The sequence below is a fragment of the Enterobacter cloacae complex sp. HYC042_NIDB genome (assembly GCF_056673315.1).
In genome coordinates this window covers 2,444,821-2,469,530 of sequence record NZ_CP109650.1, presented here as the reverse complement: position 1 = coordinate 2,469,530, position 24,710 = coordinate 2,444,821, and the positions used below count along the sequence as shown (strand labels likewise).

The 24,710-nt window shown below is 60.1% G+C and carries 8 protein-coding genes; 4 read left to right on the top strand and 4 right to left on the bottom strand.

Annotation, left to right across the window (positions count from 1 at the left end):
- Window positions 1-25: 25 nt before the first annotated feature.
- From OKF39_RS11820 to OKF39_RS11810, 3 genes are all read left to right on the top strand, one after another.
- Window positions 26-502 (top strand): GNAT family N-acetyltransferase, encoded by a 477-nt coding sequence (locus tag OKF39_RS11820; protein ID WP_045260478.1) that lies wholly within the window; start codon window positions 26-28, stop codon window positions 500-502.
- 122 nt (window positions 503-624) lie between these two features.
- Window positions 625-1,293, top strand: coding sequence for an epoxyqueuosine reductase QueH (locus OKF39_RS11815; RefSeq protein ID WP_048338866.1), 669 nt, complete (start codon window positions 625-627; stop codon window positions 1,291-1,293).
- A gap of 119 nt (window positions 1,294-1,412) precedes the next feature.
- A complete protein-coding gene (locus tag OKF39_RS11810) occupies window positions 1,413-1,685 on the top strand; it encodes an ElaB/YgaM/YqjD family protein (protein ID WP_028013089.1) in 273 nt (90 codons plus the stop codon).
- A 25-nt stretch (window positions 1,686-1,710) separates the two neighbouring features.
- On the opposite strand, the gene OKF39_RS11805 is transcribed toward OKF39_RS11810, so the two are convergent.
- Window positions 1,711-3,174, bottom strand: a complete 1,464-nt coding sequence (locus tag OKF39_RS11805) for an EAL domain-containing protein (protein ID WP_479982937.1) — start codon at window positions 3,172-3,174, stop codon at window positions 1,711-1,713.
- Between the two features lie 281 nt (window positions 3,175-3,455).
- Here OKF39_RS11805 and OKF39_RS11800 point away from each other — a divergent pair, with 281 nt between their 5' ends.
- Window positions 3,456-4,340, top strand: coding sequence for a helix-turn-helix domain-containing protein (locus OKF39_RS11800; RefSeq protein ID WP_063438049.1), 885 nt, complete (start codon window positions 3,456-3,458; stop codon window positions 4,338-4,340).
- Window positions 4,341-4,374: 34 nt separating this feature from the next.
- On the opposite strand, the gene OKF39_RS11795 is transcribed toward OKF39_RS11800, so the two are convergent.
- The 3 genes from OKF39_RS11795 to OKF39_RS11785 form a co-directional block, all read right to left on the bottom strand.
- Window positions 4,375-5,550 (bottom strand): HlyD family type I secretion periplasmic adaptor subunit, encoded by a 1,176-nt coding sequence (locus OKF39_RS11795; protein WP_028013086.1) that lies wholly within the window; start codon window positions 5,548-5,550, stop codon window positions 4,375-4,377.
- Complete coding sequence (locus OKF39_RS11790) at window positions 5,547-7,724, bottom strand: type I secretion system permease/ATPase (RefSeq protein WP_047368514.1); 2,178 nt, start codon at window positions 7,722-7,724, stop codon at window positions 5,547-5,549. Before OKF39_RS11790 ends, OKF39_RS11795 begins: the two co-directional genes overlap by 4 nt.
- A gap of 72 nt (window positions 7,725-7,796) precedes the next feature.
- Complete coding sequence (locus OKF39_RS11785; protein WP_479983808.1) at window positions 7,797-24,698, bottom strand: Ig-like domain-containing protein; 16,902 nt, start codon at window positions 24,696-24,698, stop codon at window positions 7,797-7,799.
- Between the last annotated feature and the right edge of the window lie 12 nt (window positions 24,699-24,710).

The following is a 24,710-nucleotide window of genomic DNA, read 5'->3' as shown; positions in this document are numbered from 1 at the left end:
AACCGTGCAAAAAACAGGAAAAACAATGAGCATAACCCTTCGTCAGGCCCGTCCCGAAGATGCAGCGGCTATTTACGCCATGATCTATGAGCTGGCGGTATATGAAAAAGCCCCCGAAGAGGTCGTAACCACGCCGGACGAGATCCGGGAAACCCTCTTTGGTGCGGGCAGTAAAACCGAGGCGTTGATCGCTGAGTTTGACGGCAGGATCGCCGGCTATGCCGTGTTCTTCACCAGCTATTCGACCTGGCTTGGACGCAACGGGATTTATATGGAAGACCTGTACATTTCCCCGGACTACCGCGGAAAAGGCGCGGGCAGAGCGCTGCTGAAACATATCGCTCAACTCGCGGTAAAACGGCAATGTGGCCGCCTTGAATGGAGCGTGCTGGACTGGAACCAGCCCGCCATCGATTTTTATCTCAGCATTGGCGCGCTGCCGCAGTCCGAATGGGTGCGCTACCGTCTTGACGGCGAAGCGCTGCTCAAATTTGCCGAATAGCGGCACCGCTCAGCGCGAGGATCCCGACCAGGCGGGATCCTCGATTCCCGCCAGTACTGTCTGAAGACATTAATAACTTGTGCTACAATTCCATAAATTTCATTAACATATTGTAGAACATCATGAGTACAACCCCCTTCATCCGCCCGCAGCTCACCCTGCCAAACGGCGCCGATAAACTTCTGCTGCATTCCTGCTGCGCCCCCTGCTCCGGTGAAGTCATGGAAGCTATCCAGGCCTCGGGCATTGACTACACCATTTTCTTCTATAACCCCAACATCCATCCGCAAAAGGAATACCTCATCCGTAAGGAAGAAAACATTCGTTTTGCAGAAAAACACGGCGTGCCGTTTGTTGATGCCGATTACGATACTGATAACTGGTTCGAGCGTGCCAAAGGCATGGAGTGGGAGCCCGAGCGCGGCGTCCGCTGCACCATGTGCTTCGATATGCGCTTCGAGCGTACGGCGCTCTACGCGGCGGAAAATGGTTTCAGCGTTATCAGCAGCTCACTGGGGATCTCTCGCTGGAAGAATATGCAGCAGATCAATGACTGCGGCCAGCGTGCGGCAGCGCGCTATCCGGGGATGGTCTACTGGGACTACAACTGGCGCAAACAGGGCGGCTCATCACGCATGATTGAGATCAGCAAGCGGGAACAGTTTTACCAGCAGGAATATTGCGGCTGCGTGTATTCCCTTCGGGACAGCAACCTGCACCGCAAGTCGCAGGGCCGCCCGCTTATCCGCATTGGCAAGCTGTATTACGGCCAGGATGAGAGCGAAAAATAACGCCCTCTTCTGGTGTAGATATATCCGAAAACCGGCCAATTCCCTCCGAAATTTAGCGTTCCGCCTCTCATCTTTTCAAAGAGAGGCTATCCTTTAACTATCAACAAAAGGAGGCAAAAATGTCTGATTTCGGTACTGATAAAAACACCCAGTTTGCAGAAGACAAAGCAAAAAATAAATTTGATGAACTTTCAGGTTCAGCCCAGCAGCAGTTCGGTGAATTCGTTGATTCACCGAAGCATCAGGTAAAAGGCGCTGCGAAAAAATATGCCGCACAGGCCAGCGATGCTGTCTCTGACGTGACTGAAGCGGTCAGAAATAACCCGCTCACCGGTCTTATCGCCGCGGGTGCGGTCGGTATTGTGCTTGGCCTGTTGCTGGGACGCAAATAAACAAGGCCCTTCGGGGCTTTATTTTTTAGCTGAACAATCTCACCATGCGATCTAATTCCTCCTCTTTCACGGCGCGCGAGAGATAATATCCCTGAAAGTTTTTCACACCCAGCTCGACTAATTTTTCAAACTTCTCCTCACTGTCAACGCCCTCTGCAATGCAAGCTGTTCCGGTCATGTCGCTGTAAATCTGTATCGCTTTAATAAGATTATAATCGTTGTCGTTCGCCACAAAATGATCGACGATGTCCCGATCCAGTTTCAGCCCATCAAAATGCACCTGCCTCACGGGGAACATGGCATGATGGCTTGAGAAGCAGTCGTCAAGAAACAGTTTGCATCCCGTATTACGCAGGTGCCGCATGGTTTCTGGGATGGTTTTATCTTTCGTTACATCAATATCTTCCGCGAATTCAAAGACCAGCTTTTCTGCCCACTGGGGGTTAAGCAGCATGCCGATGGCTTTCCTGGCCATCTCTGGCAGCGCGTTCCCGGACGCCAGGCGAGGCGGAATATTAACGGAAAAATAGAATTTACCGTTATATTTATTAATCCCGGACACGGCGGCGTGGATCACCATAGCCGTAATCTTTAGCCATACTTCATAATTAGCGATGTCATTCAGAAAACGGGCTGGCTTGACTATTTTACCGTTTTTATTCCAGCGAATAAGTATCTCAAACCCCACCCCTTTCTTGTCACGATCGGTAATGATCTGGTAGGCGGGAAATATCTCCCTTTTCACCAGCGCATTAAAAACTTCCGCTTCTTTATCCGTGAAGTCCACTCTTTGATTTTGGCTTTTAATCCGCCTTTCCACTTTTACATTGCGCGGTTCATTCAACCATCGCTTGATACAATGTAATTTCTGCAGACCTTCTTTACGATGGGTGTAAACCGTTTTATTAGAAAGCCTCAGTTTGTCGCACAGGTCTTTTATAGACATGCCGCGATAGAAGTTCAATAAAACATCAACCTCTCTTCTTGTCAGCCATTTGAGCTTTTCTGACGAAGAACAGTCCAGATAGTAATCGCGTAATAAGCGCGAGCGGTCCTTAAAGCCATTATTGTGGGTGTGGAAACAGGTTATTACATCAGATACGCTGGCTACGCGAATCAATGATAATTGATGACTGTTATTTAGAAGACTACCCAGGGTTCGATACAGCCAGCTGTCCGGTATATCACCATACAGGGTAACACGACGAATAACAGGAAGTGCATTGAGTACGGATGCCAGTCGCGTCAGGCTCTCCAGTAGACCTACCGTACCTTTTCCCAGGAACACTACGATGTGAGCGTTTTGATGAATAAGGATATTTTCCTTGTCAGGATCAGATAACTCATCTCCATCAAAGTGAATATGCGCAGTCTCAATGCCGTACTTTTTGAGCAGCAGGTGATATCCCTGAAACGTAAAGCCGCAGGTTGAAATGACAAATCTTCGCTCGTTGCGCGCATCATTCCTGAGAGAAATTTGGTGGGTCATAACCTGCTCCTGGGCACGAAAGCGCCATTATTATTATGAGTATGTATACCAACAGCGGTGTGTATAATAATTTTACAATACACCATCAGGTTAAGATACTGTTATCAACGCCATGCACTGTAACATCTTTGCGTTAATCACCCTTTTTCCAAACATAAATATAACTCTATATTTCTTTTAAAATACCGACCGCAAGCCACTTTTTCTCAGGTATAATGAAAATTCCGAAAAAGAAGGCTGGATACTTCATCTATCGGCTCATCAAATACGAGAAAAATGCTATGGATAATCACATCTCATCCAGGGCCTTGCTACATCGAAGGGATGTTATAAAAAGCAACCCGCGGTTTAGTGAGGCAATATTAGAGCACTACACAATCAATGACGCCATCTACAAAAAACAACCTTTGTTCTACAAGACAATGCTTCAGGAATCACGGTTTAACATTGTTCTTTCCATGTGTTGTTTTATATTTGGCAATCAGGCCGAATCCGTCTCAGAGATAAAAGAGTTATGTTCCCGCTATAAAATAGCCAGCCCCAACAGCGTTATTGCGATCATTACGTTACTCAGAACCACGGGACGCATCAGGACCTGGCGCTGTACGGAAGACCGGCGAAAAACGAGAATTGCCCCAACCGAAAAAGGATTGAATGAACTCAAACGCTATATGTCCGGTGCATTTTTACCCGTCAGCATTCTTTACCCGACGTTTAATATTGATGTTAACCTGCTGGATAATGACACATTGAGAAATAATTTCTTCCGCCGCGCGGCAGAATATCTTTTTAGGGGATTAACGTTCAGAAAAGTTTTACCGGAAGTGGGGTTATTTATTGATAAGGATGGAGGCCGCATGATTATGCTGTATCTTTACCTGCAGGCCATAAAAAACAAATCCGCCCACGGCGCGGTTATTCAATACTCCGCCAGCACGCTCGCTAAAGAATTCTTTGTCTCCCGGATCCACGTCAACCGGATTATCAAATCGGCGCATGAGGCAGGTTATCTTAAAGATCGCGGTGACGGTCGCCTGTCGGTGTATCCGGCGTTTTTCGAACTGGTCGAAAACTATGCCGGATTATATTTCGCCTATGTTACTCATTACATTAACGTGGTGCCGAAGGAGCGACGCCACCCAAACAACGTAACGTCAACGGTATAATACAAATGGCGTTCGGTATCCCGAACGCCAATCTTTATCTTTCGCGCAGCGCCTCTTTTGCCTTGTTCAGCGGTTTCAACAGATAATCCAGGATGGTTTTGCTGCCGGTTTTAATATCTACCGTTGCAATCATCCCTGGAAAGACCGGAAAGTCTTTGCCCTGCTTATTGGTCAGGTGGTTACTGTCGGTGCGGATATAGACGCGGTAGTAGTAGACATCTCTTTTCACCTCGTCCTGCAGGGTGTCCGGCGAAATCATGGTCACCTCGCCCTCCAGCCCGCCATAGATGGAGTAGTCATAGGCCGTAATTTTCACCAGCGCTTTCTGCCCGGGGTGGATAAACGCGACATCGCGCGGCGAGATTTTCGCCTCAACCACCATCTGGTCGTCCAGCGGGACCAGGCTCATCAGCTTGCCGTTCGGGGGAATAACGCCGCCCACGGTCGTCACGTCAATATCCTTCACAATCCCACGCACCGGCGCGTTGAAGGTCAGCCGGGTCAGGGAGTCCTCACGCCCTTTCATCACCGAACGCTGGGCTTCAATCTCCGCGTTGGCTTTCGCCAGCTCTTCACGGGCGCGGACGTAATACTGATTTTTCATCTCGGTGATTTTATTCTCAAGCTCATTTTTTTGACGCTCAAGACGTAACACCTCAACCTTGCTGGCCGCCCCCTGGGTCACCAGCGGACGGGTCAACGACAGCTCGCGCTGCACCAGCTCGGCGCCCTGACGTAAGCCGGCCAGCCCTTTTTCAAGGCTCTCGCGACGGGACTGATAGAGCGCCGTTTCCTGTTTGACCAGCTCAACGTCATCGTCCAGCTCCTCGGGAAACGCGAGTTCCGTGTCGTTAACTTCGGCCTTCAGTCGCGCAGCCGTTGCCAGCGCCGCGTTCAGACGAGACTCGCTCTCCAGCACGCTGGACTCGGTTTTAGTCCGGTCAAGCTGTGCCAGCTGCTGACCGCGCTCAACGATATCGCCTTCGCGCACCAGCAGGCTGTGGATAATCCCCCCTTCCAGGGACTGAATCACCTGCTCATGGGAAGACGGGATCACCTTGCCGCTGCCGGTCGTGACTTCGTCCAGCTGGAACAGGCTCGCCCAGGCGATAAACACCGCCAGCAGGGCAAACAGCGACCATGCCACCAGCGAGGATCGCGGCAGGCGCGGCTCTTTCAGACGGCTGTTATAACGGGAGAAATCGTTCATGCCGCACCCTCCTCTGCTACAGCCGCCGGCTTCATGGTCACGGTGCGCTGTGCCGCCTTTTGCGGTGCCAGCCCGTGCTGATGCAGGATCGCGTCGCGAGGGCCGTCCATCACCACCTTGCCGTTTTCCAGTACAATAATGCGGTCGACCAAATCCAGAATCGGCAGGCGATGGGTTGCTACCACCAGCGTCCGGCGCTTGCCCAGCCATTTGTGAAGATGCTGAATAAATTGCTTCTCGCTCATCTCGTCCAGCCAGGCGGTAGGCTCATCCAGCAGCAGGATATTCGGGGCAGTGATCAGCGCGCGCGCCAGCAGCAGCGCCTGACGCTGTCCGCCGGAGAGGCCCGTTCCGCCCTCGTTGATAATGGTGTTCAGCCCCATTTTCTGCTTACGCACGTACTCCAGCGCGCCGCTATTGACCAGCGCCTGATGAATTTCATCGTCGGTGGCAAGCGGGTTCCCCATCAGGATATTGTCCCGCACGGAGCCAAAGAACAGCCGCGCCTGCTGGCTAAGCAGCTGCATGTCGCGGCGCAGGTCGGCCGGGTCCAGATGATTGAGAGCAATATCGTCCAGCAGAATGCTCCCCTGCTGCGGCTCCTGCATGCCCGCCAGAAGCTGCAGCAGCGTGCTTTTACCGGAGCCGTTACGCCCGAGCACCGCCACGCGCTCACCGGCGCGAATCTGCAGTTTGCTGATGTTCAGCACGGTGAGTTTCTCTTCTTCGTCATAGTAGAAGCCGACGTCTTCCAGCCGGTAATCCCCGCGCAGGTGGGCTTTATGCACCTTCTTCCCGTGCTGCGGATCGTCAATCGGGCGCTGCATCAGGTCGTCCAGCCCCTTGCGGGCCACTTTTGCCGACTGCCAGCGCGAGAGCACGCCAGAGATCTGCGACAGCGGCGCGATGGTACGCGATGCCAGAATCGAGGTTCCCACCAGCGCACCGGTGGTCATGTCGCCGCTGATGACCAGGTAACAGCCCACCAGCAGGACCACCGCATAGACGATGGACTGCACCTCCTGGGTCCAGGTCAACAGCAGCCCCGTCAGCCAGCGCTGCTTCATGCCGACGCTGGCGGCCACGTCGTTGGTGTTGTTCCACTGGTTCTGGAAACGCTGCTCGGCGCGCATCAGCTTGATGTCTTCAATACCCTGCACCGCCTCCACCAGCGTCGCGTTACGAATGGCGGATTCACGCATCCCTTCGCTGGAGAGTTTCCCCAGCGGGCGCTGCACCAGCAGGCCCGGAATAAGCAGCAGCGGCACGGCGAGCAGGACCACCAGCACCAGTGGGCCGCCAATCATCCACAGAATAAAGACGAACAGCAGGAAGAACGGCAGATCGGAGATCGCCGCAATGGTGGTGGAGGTGATGAGCTCACGCACCGACTCCAGCTCGCGGATCTGGGCGATAAACGATCCGGTTGATTTGGAGCGCGCCCCGTTTTTAATTCGCAGCGCGTGGGCAAAGACGCGTTCTGAGATGCGCAGGTCGGCGCGTTTCCCCACCACGTCCGAAATATGCACGCGCAGCATGCGCATGATGAATTCAAACACGATGGCGAGCATGACGCCGCCAAACAGCACCCACAGCGTGGCCTCCGACTGCGACGGTACCACCCTGTCGTACACCTGCATGGAGAAGACCATGCCGGAGAGTGCCAGCACGTTAGCGACCAGCGCCACCAGCATGATGTCGCTGTAGCGGCGCCAGTCCTTCAGCGCCAGCTGCCAGAACCAGTTTTTCTCATACGGTTTGATGTAGTCGTCCACGCGGGCATCCGGCGTAGACTCTAGCGGGCGCAGCACCAGCAGCGTTTTCAACCGTGAGCCGAGCGCGTCCCGCGTTAGCGTGGTCTCCAGCCCGCCGTCGCCGCTGAACTGCAGGCTGACGTTGCCTTCGTTGTCCATGCGGTTAATGACCGCGATTTGACCGCCAGTGAATTCCGCCAGCAGCGGCAGGCGCCACGGATCGAGAGATGTTGCATCCGTCGCCACGCGCATTCCCAGCCCTAGCTGGCGCGCCATCTCCTCCAGCACCAGCTGGCGCGGAGACTGACTTTCATGGTTAATCGTGACCCGAACGTGCTCCACCGAAAAGTCCAGCCGGTAGTGCTTCGCGATGATGAGCATGCCCTGCAGCCAGGGTTCGTACTGTGGATGTGTCTTCATAATCTCCGGGTTAACGCCATTCGTGTAAAGAAACGCCAAAAGGCCGCGAGGATTGCTCCCCGCGGCGTTGGTTTACGCAATTAACAGCTGATGATTCGCCAGCAGCGTCGCCAGGTCCGTCTGCACGCCGTTCAGCGTCACCAGGGTGGTTGGCGAGAACTGGCCGCCGGTACCGTCCAGATCCACCTGGATTTCGGTATTGCTGCCGTTCTGCACCACGCGGACGTAATCGGTGATGTTGCCCGCGCTGCTGTCCAGCGTGGCCACGCCGTTCACGTAGCTCGCCGAGCCCGTGCCGGTATAGCCGCTGCCGGAGAGCAGATCGCGCAGGTCAATACGATCCGTGTCCGCGGTCCCTTCCCAGGTGCCGACGGTGAAGCCGTTCACCACGTCGTGACCGTTACCGCCCGTCGCGTCCGACGCGTTGATCAGCTTGTAGAGCAACGTATCGTGACCGCCGCTGCCGATGTTGAAGGTGTCGTTCCCGCCGCGGCCTTCGAACTGGTTATCACCGCTGTTGCCGGTAATGACGTCGTCGAAGTTCGAGCCGTTGATGCCCTCAATGTTGAGCAGTCGTGACGTACCGAACCCGGTGTCCTGCGCGGTAGAGAGACGCAAATCAACGGTTACGCCGGAGGTCGCATTGCGGTAATCCACCACGTCCATCCCGCCGGTGTTGCTCCAGGTGTCGTAGTCAGAATGGGTATTCCAGCCGCCGGAACCGTTGTAGGTATAGGTGCCATCTTCTGCGATAAAGGTGTCGTTATACCCGGTCCCGGTGAGGGTCCCGCTGTGGCCGCCGGTGGCCGCTTCGGCCGTCAGGACGTAGCCCTCTTTGCCGTTGCCCGCCTCCAGACCGCTCCAGGTGACGTTATCCGACACGCCGTTGGTGATCTTCAGGATCTCGGCCGAATAGGTCTCATTCGGATCCAGCCCGTAGAAGCTCACCAGCGCAGAGGTATCGTTCGAACCAATACCTGACTGGGCGTTAATGATCTGCGACGCCACCAACACGCCCGCGGCGTTGTACAGATTGACCGTGTTGCCGTAGTAGGCGTTGATGCCCTCGCTGTCGACAATGTGCAGGTGCATCGCGGTACCGTCGGCAATTTTGGCGCTGTTTTGCACCAGCACCACCTTGCCGTTCTGCTGCGACACCAGCAGATCCTTCGCGCCGTCCCAGTTGTAGTCCACTGCCGCCACGCCGGTGGCGTAGGCCAGGCCAGTTTTAAGCTGGCTGGCGGTCCAGCTGGAACCGTAGCCGTTGTTGGTGAACAGGGTTGCCGTCTGTGAACCGCCGTAGGTGCTGAGCTTGACGATGTCCATCTGCCCGTCCCCGTTCCAGTCCACCGCCACCGAGAGATACCCCGCCGTGGCGTTAGAGGCTTCCACCGCGCTCTTGGTGGTCGAGAGCTTCCCGGTACCGTCGTTGTAGTAGATCACCCCGCCGTTGTTGTTGTAGCTGCTGCCCAGGTACAGATCCATGTAGCCATCGCCGTTGAAATCCGCCCACGTCATGGACGCCGCCGTGGTGGTATTCGCGGCGTTTACCACAAACACGTTGGTCAGGTTCTGGCCGATGGAGAGCGTGCCGTTGCCGTTGTTGTTGATCACGGTTAACGAGTACGCGCCGCTGCGGTTGGTGTGCTGGACAATATCCACCGTACCGTCGTTGTTCAGGTCGACGCCGGAGATTTCACGCCCGGAATCGAACTGACCGTAGAAACCGCCCTCCCCGCCGGTGCCGTCCGGCGACAGAACGCCGTTGTTGTTCACCAGGTAGGTCAGTGAGTCCATACCGGCATCGCCGTAAGCCAGATCCAGATAGCCATCGCCGGTTTTATCGTACGCAATCACGCCGCCGTACCAGATGGTGGTCCCCATCGCCAGCTGGCTGGCGTTATAGGTGCTGCCATCGTAGGTCCACATCACCTGAGTAGACCCGGCGTAGGTATTCTCGGTCGCGAAGATATCCTGCGTGCCGTTACGGTCAAAGTCGGCGGCGGTCTGGCTCACCACGTAGTAGCCGCGGGTGTTGGTCAGCGTATTGCCGGCATAGGTCGAGCTATCGCTACTGGAGTAAGCCTGAGTGTTCGCAATGATATTCCACAGACCGCTACTGTTCATGCCGAGGGTCATGGTGGAGTTGTTGCTGTTCCCCGCCGTGGTCGCCCAGTCGGTATTCACCGTGGTGGTATCAATCACCAGGCTGCCGGTCGCCGTACCGGTGGTATTGCCGTTACCCGCGCTGCTCTTCACCTGCGCCGTCACACTGTAGCCCGCCACGCTCAGGGCATCGCCGTCCGGGATCTGCAGGTACCAGGTATTGTGATCCGGGTCGACTACCACGGCCCCCCCCGTCTGGGAGGTGTAGGTTTTCCCGTTCACCGTCACCACCAGATACTCGCCATTCACCAGGTCGGCGGAGACGGTACCGCTGACGATTGGGGTGGTATCTGACGTGGTCTGGGCGGTAATCGCCGCCGTGGTGGTCGGGATACTGGTATCAACGTTCAGCACGAAGCCGTCGGATTCCGTGTAGTTACCGGCTTTGTCGGTCACGCGCACGATGTACGTGTGGTTGCCATCGCTCAGGCCGTTATCCTGGAAGGACCAGCTTGCGCTGCCGTTCATGGTCACCTGACCGAGCAGAACGCCGTCGCGGTATAGCTGGACGATCTCGCCGTCTTCAGGGGCGCGGTTGAGCGTACCGTTGATCAGCGGTGCGTTATCGTCCGTGGCCACCGTGCTGCCAAAGGTGCCCTGACGCTCGCCTTCACCGTCGGTATAGCTCACTACCGTGCCTACCGTAGCTGGCGGCGTGGTGTCCACCGTCACCACCTGAGAGGCGGTGGAGCCGACGTTGCCCGCCTGGTCGATAATCCGCACCTGGTAGGTGTAATCCCCGTCAGGCAGATCGCGGGTATCGGTGTAGGTCCAGCGCTGATTAGTCACCGTGGTGTCAACCCAGGTGTTTCCGCCGTCAAGGCTGATCTGCACCCTCTCGTCGCTCGCCAGCGCGCTGCCCAGCGAGCCGTTGATGGTCAGGGTGGTGTCCATAGTGATGAAATCACTCCCGGACTGGCCGGTATCTTCGCTGATGCTGTCAATGGTGATGCCGTACTGCGGCGCCTGGGTATCTACCGTCACGGTCTGGGTGGTAGTAGCACCAACGTTGCCCGCCTGATCGACTACCCGCACCTGATAGCTGTAATCGCCGTCGGCCAGGGTGCGCGTGTCGTTATAGCGCCACTGGGTACCGCTTACCGTGGCATACACCCAGGTGCTGCCGCCGTCCATGCTCACCTGCACGTACTCACCCGCCCCTAACTCTGCGCCAAGCGTGCCATGCAGGGTGTACGAGGTCGAACTGGTCAGGAAGTCGTTATTGTCGAAGCCAGTATCCACGGTGATGTTATCCACCGTCACCGTAATCGCCGCATCCGGGGCGACCGTATCGACGGTCACCTGCTGATGGGCGCTGGCGCCCACGTTGCCCGCCGCATCCACCACGCGCACGTAGTAGTCATAGGTCTGGTTACCCAGCGTACGTCCGTCCACGTAGTACCAGCTGTTGCCGGTGACGATTACGTTCTGCCAGGTGACGCCGCCGTCGATGCTGATCTGGGCATACTCGCCGTCGGCCAGCGTCGCGCCGAGCGAGCCGTGCAGCGTCAGGGACGTATCGTTGGTGATAAAGTCGCTGCTGCTCAGGCCGGTATCGTCGCTGATGCTGTCGATAGCGATCGTTTTGCTGGCGTCCGGCGCAACCGTATCAATCGTCACGACCTGGCTGGCGGTGGCGCTGATGTTGCCCGCGTCGTCAATCACGCGCAGCTGGTAGTTGTAATCCCCGTCGGCCAGCGTACGACCGTCCACGTAGGTCCAGGTCAGGCCGCTCACGCTGACGTCGGTCCAGGTGACGCCGCCGTCGAGGCTGATCTGCGCGTGGTCGCCGCTGCCCAGCGCCGCGCCGAGCGTCCCTTTCAGGCTGATCTGGTTGTCGCTGGTGATAAAGTCGCTGCCGGACAGGCCGGTATCCTGGGTAACGGAATCCACGGTAATGGTCGTTGCAGCAGGCTTCGTCAGGTCAATCACCACGTCCTGGCTGTCCGTTGCCCCCACGTTACCCGCGCTATCAATCACCCGCACCTGGTACTGATACGTACCGTCCGTCAGGGTGCGGCCATCGGTGTAGCGCCACGTGGTGCCGGTCACCGTCAGGTCAATCCAGGTGGTGCCGCCGTCGAGGCTGATCTGCGCCTTCTCGTTATTGCCGAGCTGCGCGGTCAGGGAGCCGTTGACCACTACCTGCTTATCGTTGGTGATGAAATCCGTCGCGCTCAGGCCGGTGTCGTTTTGCAGCGAATCAATGCTGATGCCCATCGACGGCGCGGTGAGATCGACGGTGACGGTGTGGTTATCGCTGCCGCTGTTGCCGATGGCGTTGCTGACCTGCGCCTTAATCATGTACGAACCGCCGTCTGCCAGCGCGGTGACGTCTGCGCTGCCCACCGTGTAGCTCCAGGTGCCGTCATTCTGCACGGTCGCCGCGTAGGTTTTGCCGTTCAGGGTGATGGTCACCGTCTGGCCCGCAGGCGCGTCGGTGGTGCCGCTGACGACCAGCGGCGTGCCGTGTTCGGCCGCGTTGACGATATCGTCCTGCGCAAAGGTGTTAATGGTGATGGTTGGGACATCGCCGTTCAGCGTCACGTCATGCGTTGCGCTACCCGGGTTGCCCGCCCTGTCGCTTACCGACGCGGTAATGGTGTAATCCCCGTCGCTCAGGCCGAGGAAATCACGCCCCGGCACGAAGACCGACCACGTTCCGTCCGCCCCGACGGTCGCCTGATAGCTGTGCCCGCTGAAGGAAACGGTCACCGTCTGGCCCTGTTCTGCCGTGGTGGTGCCGCGGATGGTCTGACCCGCCAGCTGCTCCGCGTTGTTGACGATATCGTCATCCGCCACGGTACTGATGGTCAGGGTCGGCGCAGCGGTATCCACCGTTAAGGTGTGCGTAGTCTGGCCGCCGTTACCGGCTTTGTCGTTGACCGACGCGGTGACCGTCAGCGCCCCCTGGCTCAGAATAGCCAGATCTGCCGCCGGCACATCGAGCGTCCAGGTGCCGTCGCTGCCCACAAGCGCAGTGTAGGTTTTGCCGCCCAGCGTCACGGTGACGGTCTGGCCCGCCTCCGCGCTGGTCGACCCGTGTACCGTCAGCGGCTGCTGCGCTTCCAGCGCGTTCAGCATGTCGTCACCCGACAGCGTCGCAATGCTCACGACAGGCGCGGTGGTATCCACGCTGATGCCGTGCGTCGCCGAGGCGCTATTGCCCGCGCTATCCTGCGCCGACACGGATACCTGATAGCTCGCGCCATCGGCCAGGGCACCCACGTCTGCGGCCGGAACGGTGGTCGTCCAGCTGCCGTCGTTCTGGATGGTGGCCGTATAGGTCTTGCCGTTCAGCGTCACGGTGACCTGCGTCCCGCTGGCGAACTGGGCGCTGGAGCCGTTAATCACCAGCGAACTACCCGCTTCTGTCGCGTTGATGACGTCGTCACCGCTGAGGGTGTTCACCGTCAGCGCCACGGAAGCCGTATTCACCACCACATCGTGAGTCTGGGTGCTGCTGTTGCCCGCGCTGTCGGTAATGGTCGCGCTAATGGTCACGGTGCCGTCGGTCAGGGCAGAAATCACGCTGGCCGGAACGCCCACGCTCCAGTTGCCGCTGGCGTCAACGGTGGTGGTGTACTGGTTTGAACCGATGGTGATGACCAGCTTATCGCCGACGCTCGCGCCGGTTGCCGTGCCGCTCACGATTTGCGCCTGCCCGTGCTCCACGCTGTTGATGACGTCATCGCCCGCCACAGCCTTAAAGCTGACGGACGGCGGCGTGGTATCAAGCGTAATCGCTTTGCCCGCGCTGCCCGGGTTACCCGCGGCGTCGCTCACGCTGACCTGCACGGTGTAACCGTTATCGGCCAGTGCGGAGAGGTCAGTGCCCGGTACGTTGACGCTCCAGATACCGCCCTGCTGCACCTGAGCGGTATAGCCCTTGCCGCCCAGCGTCACGGTGACCGTCTGCCCGGCTTCCGCCGTGGTGGTGCCGGAGATGGCCACGCCCGCAGCCGCTTCGCTGCCGTTAATCACGTTATCACCTGCCACCGTATCAATCGTCACGGTCGGCGCGGTCGCATCCACGCTGTACTCGCGGCCTGCCGTCGCGCTGTTGCCGTGCACGTTGGTGACGCTCACCTGCACGCTGGCGTCGCCGTCCTTCAGGCCCGCGAGATCCGCGGAAGGCACGGTGGCCGTCCAGTTGCCGTCGGCATCCACTTTCGCGGTGTAGGTTTTGCCGCCGAAGGCGATTGTGACGGTCTGGTTTTCCTCCACGTTCGAGGTGCTGCCCGAGAGCACCAGATCCGCGCCTTTCTCCGCCGCGTTAATCACGTCGTCGGTGGCGATCGCATCGATGCTGATAGCCACGGCCGCCAGATCGACGGTGACGTCGTGACTGATGGAGACCGGGTTGCCCGCGCTGCTCTGGCCTGCCACGGTGACGGTCACCGCGCCTGCTGCCATGGCACCCACGTCTGCGGCCGGGATCGCCGCGCTCCAGGTACCGTTCGCCAGCACGGAGGCCGCATAAGTTTTGCCGTTAACGGTCACGGTGAGCGTGGTGCCCGCCGCCAGCCCGTCGCTGGAACCGGTGACGATCAGGTTCTGTCCGTGCTCGATGCTGTTGATCACATCATCGCCCGCCACGGTATTGATACGCAGACCCGGCAGGCTGGCGTCTATAACAATTTCGCGCTCGCCCGCGCCGGTATTGCCGTGGCCGTTGGTGACGGTCGCCGACACAGTCAAATCGCCGTTGCCCAGGGCCGTCAGGACGGACTCCGGCACGCTCACGGACCAGGTCAGATCGCTCTGCACCGTCGCGGTGTAGCTGTTGCCGCCGATGTTCACCGTCACCGTGTTACCGGCTTCCGCGTTCGCCACCTTACCGGTGATGGTCTGGCCTGCCGCCACTTCCGCCGCGTTGATGACGTTATCGCCCGCCACGGTGTTGATGGTGACGGTCGGCAGCGCGGTGTCGACCAGCAGATTCGCCGTATTGCTGACGCTATTGCCCACGCCGTTGGTCGCGGCTGCGCTCAGGGTGTAATTCGCTTCGCCCAGACCCGCCAGATCCGCCGCCGGAACCGTCAGGCTCCAGGTGCCGTCTGCGGCGGTCGTTGCAGTGTAGCTTTTTCCGTTGAGGGTCACGGTCACCAGGGTGCCTTCCGCGAGGTTGGCGCTGGTGCCGCTGACGCTTAGTTCCTGACCTTTTTCCACCGCGTTCAGGACGTTATCGCCGCTGATGGCGTTGAAGCCCACGGACGGCAGCCCGGTGTCCACGGTGACGTTATGGCTGCCGCTGCCGGTGTTGCCCGCCGCGTCGGTAACAGACGCAGTGACGGTCACGGTGCCGTCGCTGAGGCCGGAAATCACGCTGGCCGGAACGCCCACGCTCCAGTTCCCCGCCGCGTCCAGCACGGTGGTGTACGTCTGGTCGCCGATGGTCACGGTGACCTTATCGCCCGCTGCTGCGCCGGTGGCGGTGCCGCTGATGATTTGCGCCTGCGCGTGCTCAGCGAGGTTAATCACGTCATCGCCCGCCACGGTGTTGATGGTCACCGCAGGCACGGTCACGTCCACCGTCAGGTTATGGTTTACGGATGCCGGGTTGCCCGCCTTGTCGCTTACGCTCGCGGTCACGGTGACGCTGCCGTCGCTGAGCGACGCCAGATCCGCTGCCGGAACGTCCAGCGTCCAGCTGCCGTTCGCGCTGACGGTTGTGGTGTAGTCCTTGCCGTTCAGCGACACGGTCACGGTCTGGCCCGCTTCGGCGGAGCTGGTGCCGGAAACCGCCAGGTCAGACTGCGCTTCCGTGGCGTTCAGGATGTCGTCAGTCGCCATCGTATTAATGGTGACGGACGGCGCGGTGGCATCCACGCTGTACTCGCGGCCCGCCGAGGCGCTGTTGCCGTTCACGTTGGTGACGCTCACCTGCACGCTGGCGTCGCCGTCCTTCAGGCCCGCCAGATCCGCAGCCGGCACGGTATAGGTCCAGTTGCCGTCTGCTTCTACGGTAGTGGTGTAGATTTTACCGTTCAGGCTCAGGGTGACGGTCTGCCCGGCTTCCACGTTGGTGGTCGCGCCGGACAGCACCAGATCCGCCCCTTTCTCCGCCGCGTTGATCACGTCGTCGGTGGCAATGGCGTTGATGCTGATGGCAACAGAGGCCAGATCGACGGTGACGTCGTGGCTGATGGTAATCGGGTTACCCGCCGCGCTGTCGCCGGTGACGCTGATTTTTACTGTGCCTTCCGGCCACGCGCTCACGTCCGCAGACGGAACCGCCGCGCTCCAGGTGCCGTCCGCCAGCACCGTCGCCGCATAGTCTTTGCCGTTCACGGTAACGGTCAGCGCCGTGCCCGCCGCCAGCCCGTCGCTGGAGCCGGAAACGATCAGGTTCTGCGCATGCTCAATGCTGTTGACCACGTCGTCGCCCGCCACGGTGTTCACGCGCAGGCCCGGCAGGTTAGCGTCTATCGCGATCTCACGCTCGCCGCTGCCGGTGTTGCCGTGGCCGTTGGTGACGGTTGCCGTCACGCTCAGGCTGCCGTTGCCGAGTGCGGTCAGCACATCAGACGGCACGTTCACGGACCAGCTCAGATCGTTCTGCACCGTTGCGGTATAGCTGTTGCCGCCAATGGTCACGGTTACGGTGTTGCCCGCTTCGGCATTCGCCACGGTACCGCTCAGGGTCTGGCCTGCCGCCACTTCCGCCGCGTTGATAACGTTATCGCCCGCCACGGTGTTGATGGTGACGGTCGGCAGCGCGGTGTCGACCAGCAGGTTCGCAGCGCTGCTCACGCTGTTGCCCACGCCGTTGGTGGCGGTCGCATTGAGGGTGTAACTGGCCTGACCGAGACCGGCCAGATCCGCAGCCGGAACCGTCAGGCTCCAGGTGCCGTCCGCCGCGGTCGTTGCGGTGTAGTTCTTACCGTTCAGGGTCACGGTCACCACGGTGCCTTCCACCAGGTTGGCGCTGGTGCCGCTGACGCTCAGATCCTGACCTTTTTCCACCGCATTCAGAACGTTATCGCCGCTGATGGCGTTGAAGTTGACCGATGGCAGACCGGTATCGACGGTGACGTTATGGGTGCCGCTTCCGGTGTTGCCCGCCGCGTCGGTAACAGACGCAGTGACGGTCACGGTGCCGTCGCTGAGGCCAGAAATCACGCTCGCCGGGACGCCCACGCTCCAGTTACCTGCCGCGTCCAGTACGGTGGTGTAAGTCTGGCCGCCGATGGTCACGGTGACCTTATCGCCCGCTGCCGCGCCTGTGGCAGTGCCGCTGATAATCTGCGCCTGACCGTGCTCGGCGACGTTAATCACGTCGTCGCCCGCCACGGCGTTGATGGTGACCGCAGGGACGGTCACGTCCACCGTCAGGTTATGGTTTACGGATGCCGGGTTGCCCGCCTTGTCGCACACGCTCGCGGTTACGGTCACGCTGCCGTCGCTGAGCGCCGCCAGATCCGCCGCCGGAACGTTCAGCGTCCAGCTGCCGTCCGCGCTGACGGTTGTGGTGTAGTCTTTGCCGTTCAGCGACACGGTCACGGTCTGGCCCGCTTCGGCGGTGCTGCTGCCGGAAATCGCCAGGTCAGACTGCGCTTCCGTGGCGTTCAGAATGTCGTCAGCCGCAATCGTATTAATGGTGACGGATGGCGCGGTGGCATCCACGCTGTACTCGCGGCCCGCAGAGGCGCTGTTGCCGTTGACGTTGGTGACGCTTACCTGCACGCTGGCGTCACCGTCCTTCAGGCCCGCCAGATCCGCAGCCGGCACCGTGGCGGTCCACTTACCCGCCGCGTCCACCGTGGCGGTGTAGTTCTTGCCGCCGAAGGTGATGGTGACGGTTTGATTTTCCTCCACGTTTGAGGTGGTGCCGGAGAGCACCAGATCCGCCCCTTTCTCCGCCGCGTTAATCACGTCGTCGGTGGCAATGGCGTCGATGCTGATAGCGACGTTCGCCAGATCCACCGTCACATCGTGGCTGATGGAAACCGGGTTACCGGCGCTGCTCTGGCCCGCAACGGTCACGGTAACCGTGCCTGCGGCCAGCGCACCCACGTCCGCCGCCGGGATTGCGGCGCTCCAGGTGCCGTCCGCCAGCACGGTCGCCGGATAGGTTTTGCCGTTTACGGTCACGGTCAGCGCCGCACCCGCCGCCAGCCCGTCGCTGGAGCCGGTGATAATCAGGTTCTGTCCGTGTTCGATGCTGTTGATCACGTCGTCGCCCGCCACGGTGTCCACGCGCAGGCCCGGCAGGCTGGCGTCTATCGCGATCTCACGCTCGCCGCTGCCGCTGTTGCCCACGCCGTTCGTCACGCTGGCGGTTACAATCAGATCGCCGTTGCCCAGCGCCGTCAGGACCGATTCCGGTACATCGACGGACCAGGTCAGATCGCTCTGTACCGTCGCGGTGTAGCTGTTGCCGCCAATCGTTACGGTCACGGTGTTGCCCGCTTCGGCATTCACCACGGTGCCGCTAATAGTCTGACCTGCGGCCACTTCTGCCGCGTTGATGACGTCATCGCCTGCCACGGTGTTGATCGTGACGCCCGGCAGAACGGACTCCACGTTCACGGTGTGCGAAGTGCTGGTGCTGTTGCCGACGCTGTCCGTTGCGGAGGCAGTGACGGTGTAAAGCGCTTCACCCAGCTGCCCCACCTCGCTCGCCGGAACCGTCGTGGACCATTGGCCGTTGGCCTCAACCGTGGCGCTGTAGGCTTTGCCGTTGAGCATCACGGTCACCACCGCGCCCGCCGCCAGTCCGGAAGCCGTACCGGTGATGGTCAGATCCTGCGTTTTCTCGCTGCTGTTGATCACATCGTCACCGGAGACGGTGTCGATGGTCAGCACCGGCGCGCTCAGGTTGACTTCCACCTCGCGCGTCGCGCTGTTGCTGTTTCCGGCTTTGTCGGTCAGCGCCGCGGTGATGGTGTAATCCCCGGCGGTCAGGGCACCGACGTCCGCCGCAGGCACGCCCACGCTCCAGTTGCCGGACGCATCCAGCGTCGCCGTGTAATCTTTGTTATTGATGGTGACGGTCACCACGTCGCCCGCCGCCGCGCCGGTCACTGAGCCGGTAACGATCAGAGCCTGCCCGTGCTCGGCGCTGTTGATCACGTCGTCATCGGAAACGGTGTTGATGGTCAGCTGTGGCACGGTGGTATCGACCAGCACATCGCGAGCAGCGGAGGCCGGGTTGCCCGCTTTGTCCGACACGGCGGCGCTGACGGTATAGTTCCCGTCGGTAATCGCGCCCACATCCGCAGAAGGCACGGTCACGCTCCAGCTGCCGTTTGCCTGCACGGTGGTGGTGTAATCCACGCCGTTCAGCGTGACGGTCACGGTCTGGCCCGCTTCGGCGTTAGAGACGCCGTTGACGACCAGATCCTGCTGCGCTTCGGCGGCATTGATGATGTTGTTGTCGCTGACGATTTCGATGGAGACCGTCGGCGCGGTGGCGTCCACGCCGTACTCGCGTCCCGCCGAGGCGCTGTTGCCGTTTACGTTGGTGACGCTCACCTGCACGCTGGCGTCGCCATCCTTCAGCCCAGCCAGATCTGCCGACGGCACGGTCGCCGTCCAGTTGCCGCTGGCATCCACTTTCGCCGTGTAGGACTTGCCGCCGAACGTGATGTAAACCGTCTGGTTCTCTTCCACGTTGCTGGTGGAACCTGAAAGCACCAGATCTGCGCCTTTTTCTGCCGCATTAATCACGTCGTCGGTAGCAATCGCGTCAATGCTGATAGCAACCGTCGCCAGATCGACCTTCACGTCGTGGCTGATGGAGACCGGGTTGCCTGCCGCGCTATTTCCCTCGACCTTCACGGTGACCGTGCCTGCGCCGAGCGCGCTGACGTCTGCCGCCGGAATGGCCGCCGTCCAGGTACCGTCTGCCAGCACCGTGGCCGCGTAGGTTTTGCCGTTGACGATCACGCTCAGCGCCGCGCCCGCTGCCAGGCCGTCGCTGGAGCCGGTAATAATCAGGTTCTGCGCATGCTCAATGCTGTTAATCACGTCGTCGCCCGCCACAGTATCGACGCGCAGGCCCGGCAGATTGGCGTCGATGGTGATGTCGCGCTCGCCGAAGCCGGTGTTGCCGTGGCCGTTAGTGACGCTGGCTGACACCGTCAGATCGCCGTTACCGATGGCGGTTAAGGCCGCGGACGGCACGTTGACCGACCAGCTCAGATCGTCCTGAACCGTCGCGGTATACGTATTGCCGCCAATTGAAAGGGTGACAGTGTCACCGCTCGTCGCGCCGCTCACCTTCCCGCTCAGGGTTTGTCCGGAAGCGACTTCCGCCGCGTTAATCACGTCATCGATGGCGATTGCGTTAATGGTAACCTGTGGCAGCGCGCTGTCGACCAGCACGCTATGGCTGGCGTTCGCGCCGTTGCCTGCGCTATCGGTCACGCTTGCCGTGACGGTATAGCTCGCTTCGCCCAGCGCAGAGACGTTCGCCGCCGGAACGGTCACGCTCCAGCCGCCGCTGGCGTTGGTGGTCGCGGCATAGCTGATGCCGTTCAGGATCACCGTAATGGCAGTACCTTCCGGCTGGTTGCTGGTGCCCGAAATCAGCAGATCCTGGCCTTTCTCGACCGCGTTAATCACGTCGTCAAGCGCCAGGGTATTGAAGGCAATCTCCGGCGCAGCCAGGGAGACGTCAAATTCATGCGTGGCGGTGGTGCTGTTACCCGCTTTGTCGGTGAGGGTCGCGGAGATCGTCTGCTCGCCGTTAGCCAGCGCGCCCACGTCTGCCGCCGGAACGCCCACGCTCCAGCTTCCGGACGCGTCCAGCATCGCGGTGTAGTCTTTGCCGTTCAGGGTGACGGTAATGACGTCACCCGCCTGCGCGCCCGTGACCTTGCCGGAGACGATCAGTGCCTGGCCGTGCTCGGCAATATTCACAATGTCGTCGCCCGCGACGATGTTGAAACTAATCTGCGGTACGGTGGTATCCACCAGCACGGAGGCATCCGCGCTGGCCGGGTTGCCGGCTTTGTCGGACACGGTCGCCGTGACCGCCGCGCTGCCGTCGGTGATGCCCGCCAGATCGGCTGCCGGCACGACCAGCGTCCAGCTACCGTCAGCCTGCACCTGCGCGGTGTACTGGTTGCCGTTGAAGGTTACGGTAACCGTCTGGCCTGCTTCGGCAGTGGACGTCCCGCTCAGGGTCAGATCCTGCGCTGCCTCAGCCGCATTCAGCATGTTGTCGCCACTGATGGTATTGATGGTCACCGTTGGCGCGGCGGTATCGACGCTGAACTCCTGCGCAGACGACGCCGCGTTGCCGTTCACGTTGCTCACGCTGACCTGCACGCTGGCGTCGCCGTCCTTCAGGCCGCTCAAATCGGCTGCCGGTACGGTGTACGTCCAGTCGCCGTTGGCGTTCACCGTCGTGGTGTAGGTTTTACCCGCAAAGGTGATGGTGACGGTCTGGCCCGCTTCTACGTTCGCGGAGGAGCCGTAAAGCACCAGATCCTGACCTTTTTCTGCCGCGTTGAGCACGTTGTCCGCGGTCACGCTGTTGATGCTGACGGCGACCGGCGCGAGATCGACGTCCACGATGGTGCCGATAGTCACCGGGTTGCCGGAAGGATCCTGCGCGCTTGCCTTGATATCCAGCGAACCATCCGCCCACTGGGACACGTCCGCTGCCGGAACCGCCGCCTGCCAGGTACCGTCCGCCAGTACGGTTGCGGAATAGATCTTGCCGTTAATGGTCACCGTGACGGTGCTGCCCGCTGCCAGATCGGTGCTTGAACCGGAAACAATCAGGTTCTGAGCGTGCTCGATGACGTTAATGACATCATCACCCGCCACGGTATCAATACGCAGGCCCGGCAGTTGGGCGTCGATGGTGAAGTCCAGCGAAGTCGAACCGGTGTTGCCGTGCGCGTTGGTGACGCTGGCCGATACGGTCAGTTCGCCGTTGCCGAGCGCGGTTAACTGGCTCTCGGTTAACGGCAGGCTCCATGAGAGATCGTCCTGCACGGTAGCGGTGTATGTCTGCCCGCCGAGGATAATCGTGACGGTATCGCCCGATGCCGCGTTAGAGACCTTCCCGGTCAGGGTTTGCCCTGCGGTGACTTCCGCCGCGTTGACGATATTGTCGGTCGCGAAAGTGTTGATAGTGACGACCGGCAACGCGCTGTCCACCAGCACATCGTGCGAAGTTGAGGCGCTGTTGCCCACATTATCGGTAACGCTCGCCGTCACGGTGTAATTGGCTTCGCCCAGCGCGCTCACCGCAGAGGCTGGCACGGTTACGCTCCAGCTGCCGCTGGCGTTAGTGGTGGTGGTGTAGTTGATACCGTTCAGGTTTACGGTGATGGTGGTCCCTTCCGGCTGGTTGCTGGTACCGGAAAGCAGCAGATCTTCACCCTTCTCTGCCGCATTGATCACGTCATCTACGGCCAGGGTGTTAATACCGATAACAGGCGTCACGGTATTCACCACCACATCCAGAGAACTGCTGCCGGTGTTGCCGGAGCGATCGGTCACGGAGACGTTAATAGTCCAGGTGCCGTCCGTCAGCCCCTGAACGACGGATGCAGGCAGGCCGAGGCTCCAGTTGCCCGCCGCGTCCACCGCGGTGGTGTAGTCCACGTTATTAATAGTGATGGTGACCAAATCGCCCGCCGCCGCGCCGGTGACGGAGCCGCTCAGGATCTGCGCCTGAGAATGGGCCAGCTGGTTAACGGTGTTGGTGTCGGTGACAAAGTCATTAATGGTCACCTGCGGCACGGTGGCATCCACCAGCCCAACGCGGTCCGCACTGCTGCTGTTACCTGCCACGTCGCTGACGGAGGCCGTCACGGTGACAGTGCCGTCTGCCAGCGCGCCAACGTCGGCGGCAGGCACGTTCAGCGTCCAGGTGCCGTCAACTTGTACGGTAGTTTGATAGTTTTTGCCGTTCAGCGTCACGGTGACCGTCTGGCCCGCTTCAGCGGTTGTGCTGCCGCTGAGCACCAGATCCTGCTGCGCTTCTGCCGCATTGATGATGTTGTCGTCGGTCAGATTATCGAGCGTAATGGTCGGCGGCTGCGTATCGACGGTCACCACGCGTGAGGCGTCCGCGCTGTTGCCGCTGACGTTGGTCACGCTGACGCTTACCTGCGCCCGCCCGTCAATCAGCGTTTCCATGGCGTTCGCCGGGACGGTCAGGCTCCAGGAGCCATCCTGCTGCACCTGCGCGGTAAAAGTCTGGTCGGCAAATTTCACCACCACGGTTTGCCCTGCCTCCACGCCCTGCGTCTGGCCGGAAAGGGTTAAATCGCTCCCTTTTTCTGCCGCGTTCAGCAGGTCATCGCCGGAGACGGTATCAATGGTGACCGCCACGGCGTTGAGATCGAGTTCAAGCGGGTGTTCAGCCGCAACGGTGTTGCCCCAGGCATCTTCTGCGCTGACGCTGACCGTCATACCTCCGGCCGTCCAGGCCTGCAAATCCGCAGCAGGAACGCCAATGCTCCAGCCGCCGCTGGCGGTCACCACGGCCTGATAGTCGACGTTGTTGATGGTGACGACAATCGGCGTACCTGCGGCCAGATGGGTGCTGGCGCCGGTGACGGTCAGATCCTGCTGCTGCTCGATGGCGTTGATTACGTCATCGCCGGAAATGGTGTTTACGCGCAGACCCGGCAGTTCCGCGTTGATATTGATATCGCGCTCGCCGGTGCCGGTATTACCGTGCCCGTTGGTCACGGAGGCGGTAAAGGTCAAATCCCCGTCGCCGAACGCCTGAAGATCCGCTGAAGGGATCGTGACGTCCCAGGTCAGATCGCTGCCCACCGTGGCGCTGTAATTCTTACCGCCAACGGTAACAGACACCGTATCGCCCGCCGCCGCGCCGGTAACGCGGCCACTGAGGGTTTGGTCCACGCCCGCTTCGGCGTTATTAACCAGGTTATCTCCCGCAAAGGTGTTAATGATCACCTTCGGCAGCACGGTATCGACCAGCAGATTCGCCTCTGCGGAGCCGCTGTTACCCACGCTGTCGGTGCCGCTGACGCTGACGTTATAAAGGGTGTTCGCCAGATTCAGGACGTCGGATACCGGCACCTGAACCGCCCAGATACCGTTTTCGACGGTCGCCTGATAGCTGACGTTGTTCAGCGTCACGGTAACGGTGCTGCCGTCCGGCAGGTTGCTGGTGCCGCTCAGTCTCAGCGGCTGCATCGCCTCCCGGGCATTCAGCACGTTGTCCTGGCTGATGGCGTCAATCGTAAATTCCGGCGGGTTGCCGCTTAGCGCAATGCCGTGCGTGGCGCTACCAGTGTTTCCCGCTGCGTCGGTGACGGATACGGCAAGGGTGTGGTTGCCCTCGCCCAGCGCGCCGACGACGGAGGCAGGAACGCCCACGCTCCAGCTGCCGTCTGCCTGTACGACGCCGGTGAAGGTCTGGCCGCCAAGGGTCACGGTGACGACATCGCCTGCCGCCGCGCCGCTCGCCTGCCCTGAAATAATCTGCGCCTGTCCCTGCTCGCTGGTGTTGAGGATATCGTCGCCCGCGACGGTGTTGATGGTAACAACCGGCGCGTTGGTATCCACCGTGAAATCCGCGGTCACGGACGAGCCGTTGCCCGCTTTGTCGCTGACGTTCACCGTCAGGGTGTGGTGACCCTCATTAAGGGCCTGCACCTCGCTGGCCGCCAGCGTGACGGACCAGGTGCCGTCGCTGCCCACCGTGGCGTTATAATTTTTGCCGTTCAGCGTCACCGTCACAATCTGCCCGGCTTCCGCGTTGGTTTTACCACTCAGCGTCAGCGGCTGGTTGTGCTCAGCGGCATTAATGATGTTGTCCTGCGCGAGCGTATCGACGGAGAGCGTTGGCGCAGCGGTATCCACGCCAATCGTCTG

Bases quoted from the DNA above. Each gene is read 5' to 3' on its own strand.
- OKF39_RS11810 (WP_028013089.1), top strand. From the start codon at position 1,413: ATGTCTGATTTCGGTACTGATAAAAACACCCAGTTTGCAGAAGACAAA.
- OKF39_RS11820 (WP_045260478.1), top strand. From the start codon at position 26: ATGAGCATAACCCTTCGTCAGGCCCGTCCCGAAGATGCAGCGGCTATT.
- OKF39_RS11790 (WP_047368514.1), bottom strand. From the start codon at position 7,724: ATGAAGACACATCCACAGTACGAACCCTGGCTGCAGGGCATGCTCATC.
- OKF39_RS11800 (WP_063438049.1), top strand. From the start codon at position 3,456: ATGGATAATCACATCTCATCCAGGGCCTTGCTACATCGAAGGGATGTT.
- OKF39_RS11805 (WP_479982937.1), bottom strand. From the start codon at position 3,174: ATGACCCACCAAATTTCTCTCAGGAATGATGCGCGCAACGAGCGAAGA.
- OKF39_RS11815 (WP_048338866.1), top strand. From the start codon at position 625: ATGAGTACAACCCCCTTCATCCGCCCGCAGCTCACCCTGCCAAACGGC.
- OKF39_RS11795 (WP_028013086.1), bottom strand. From the start codon at position 5,550: ATGAACGATTTCTCCCGTTATAACAGCCGTCTGAAAGAGCCGCGCCTG.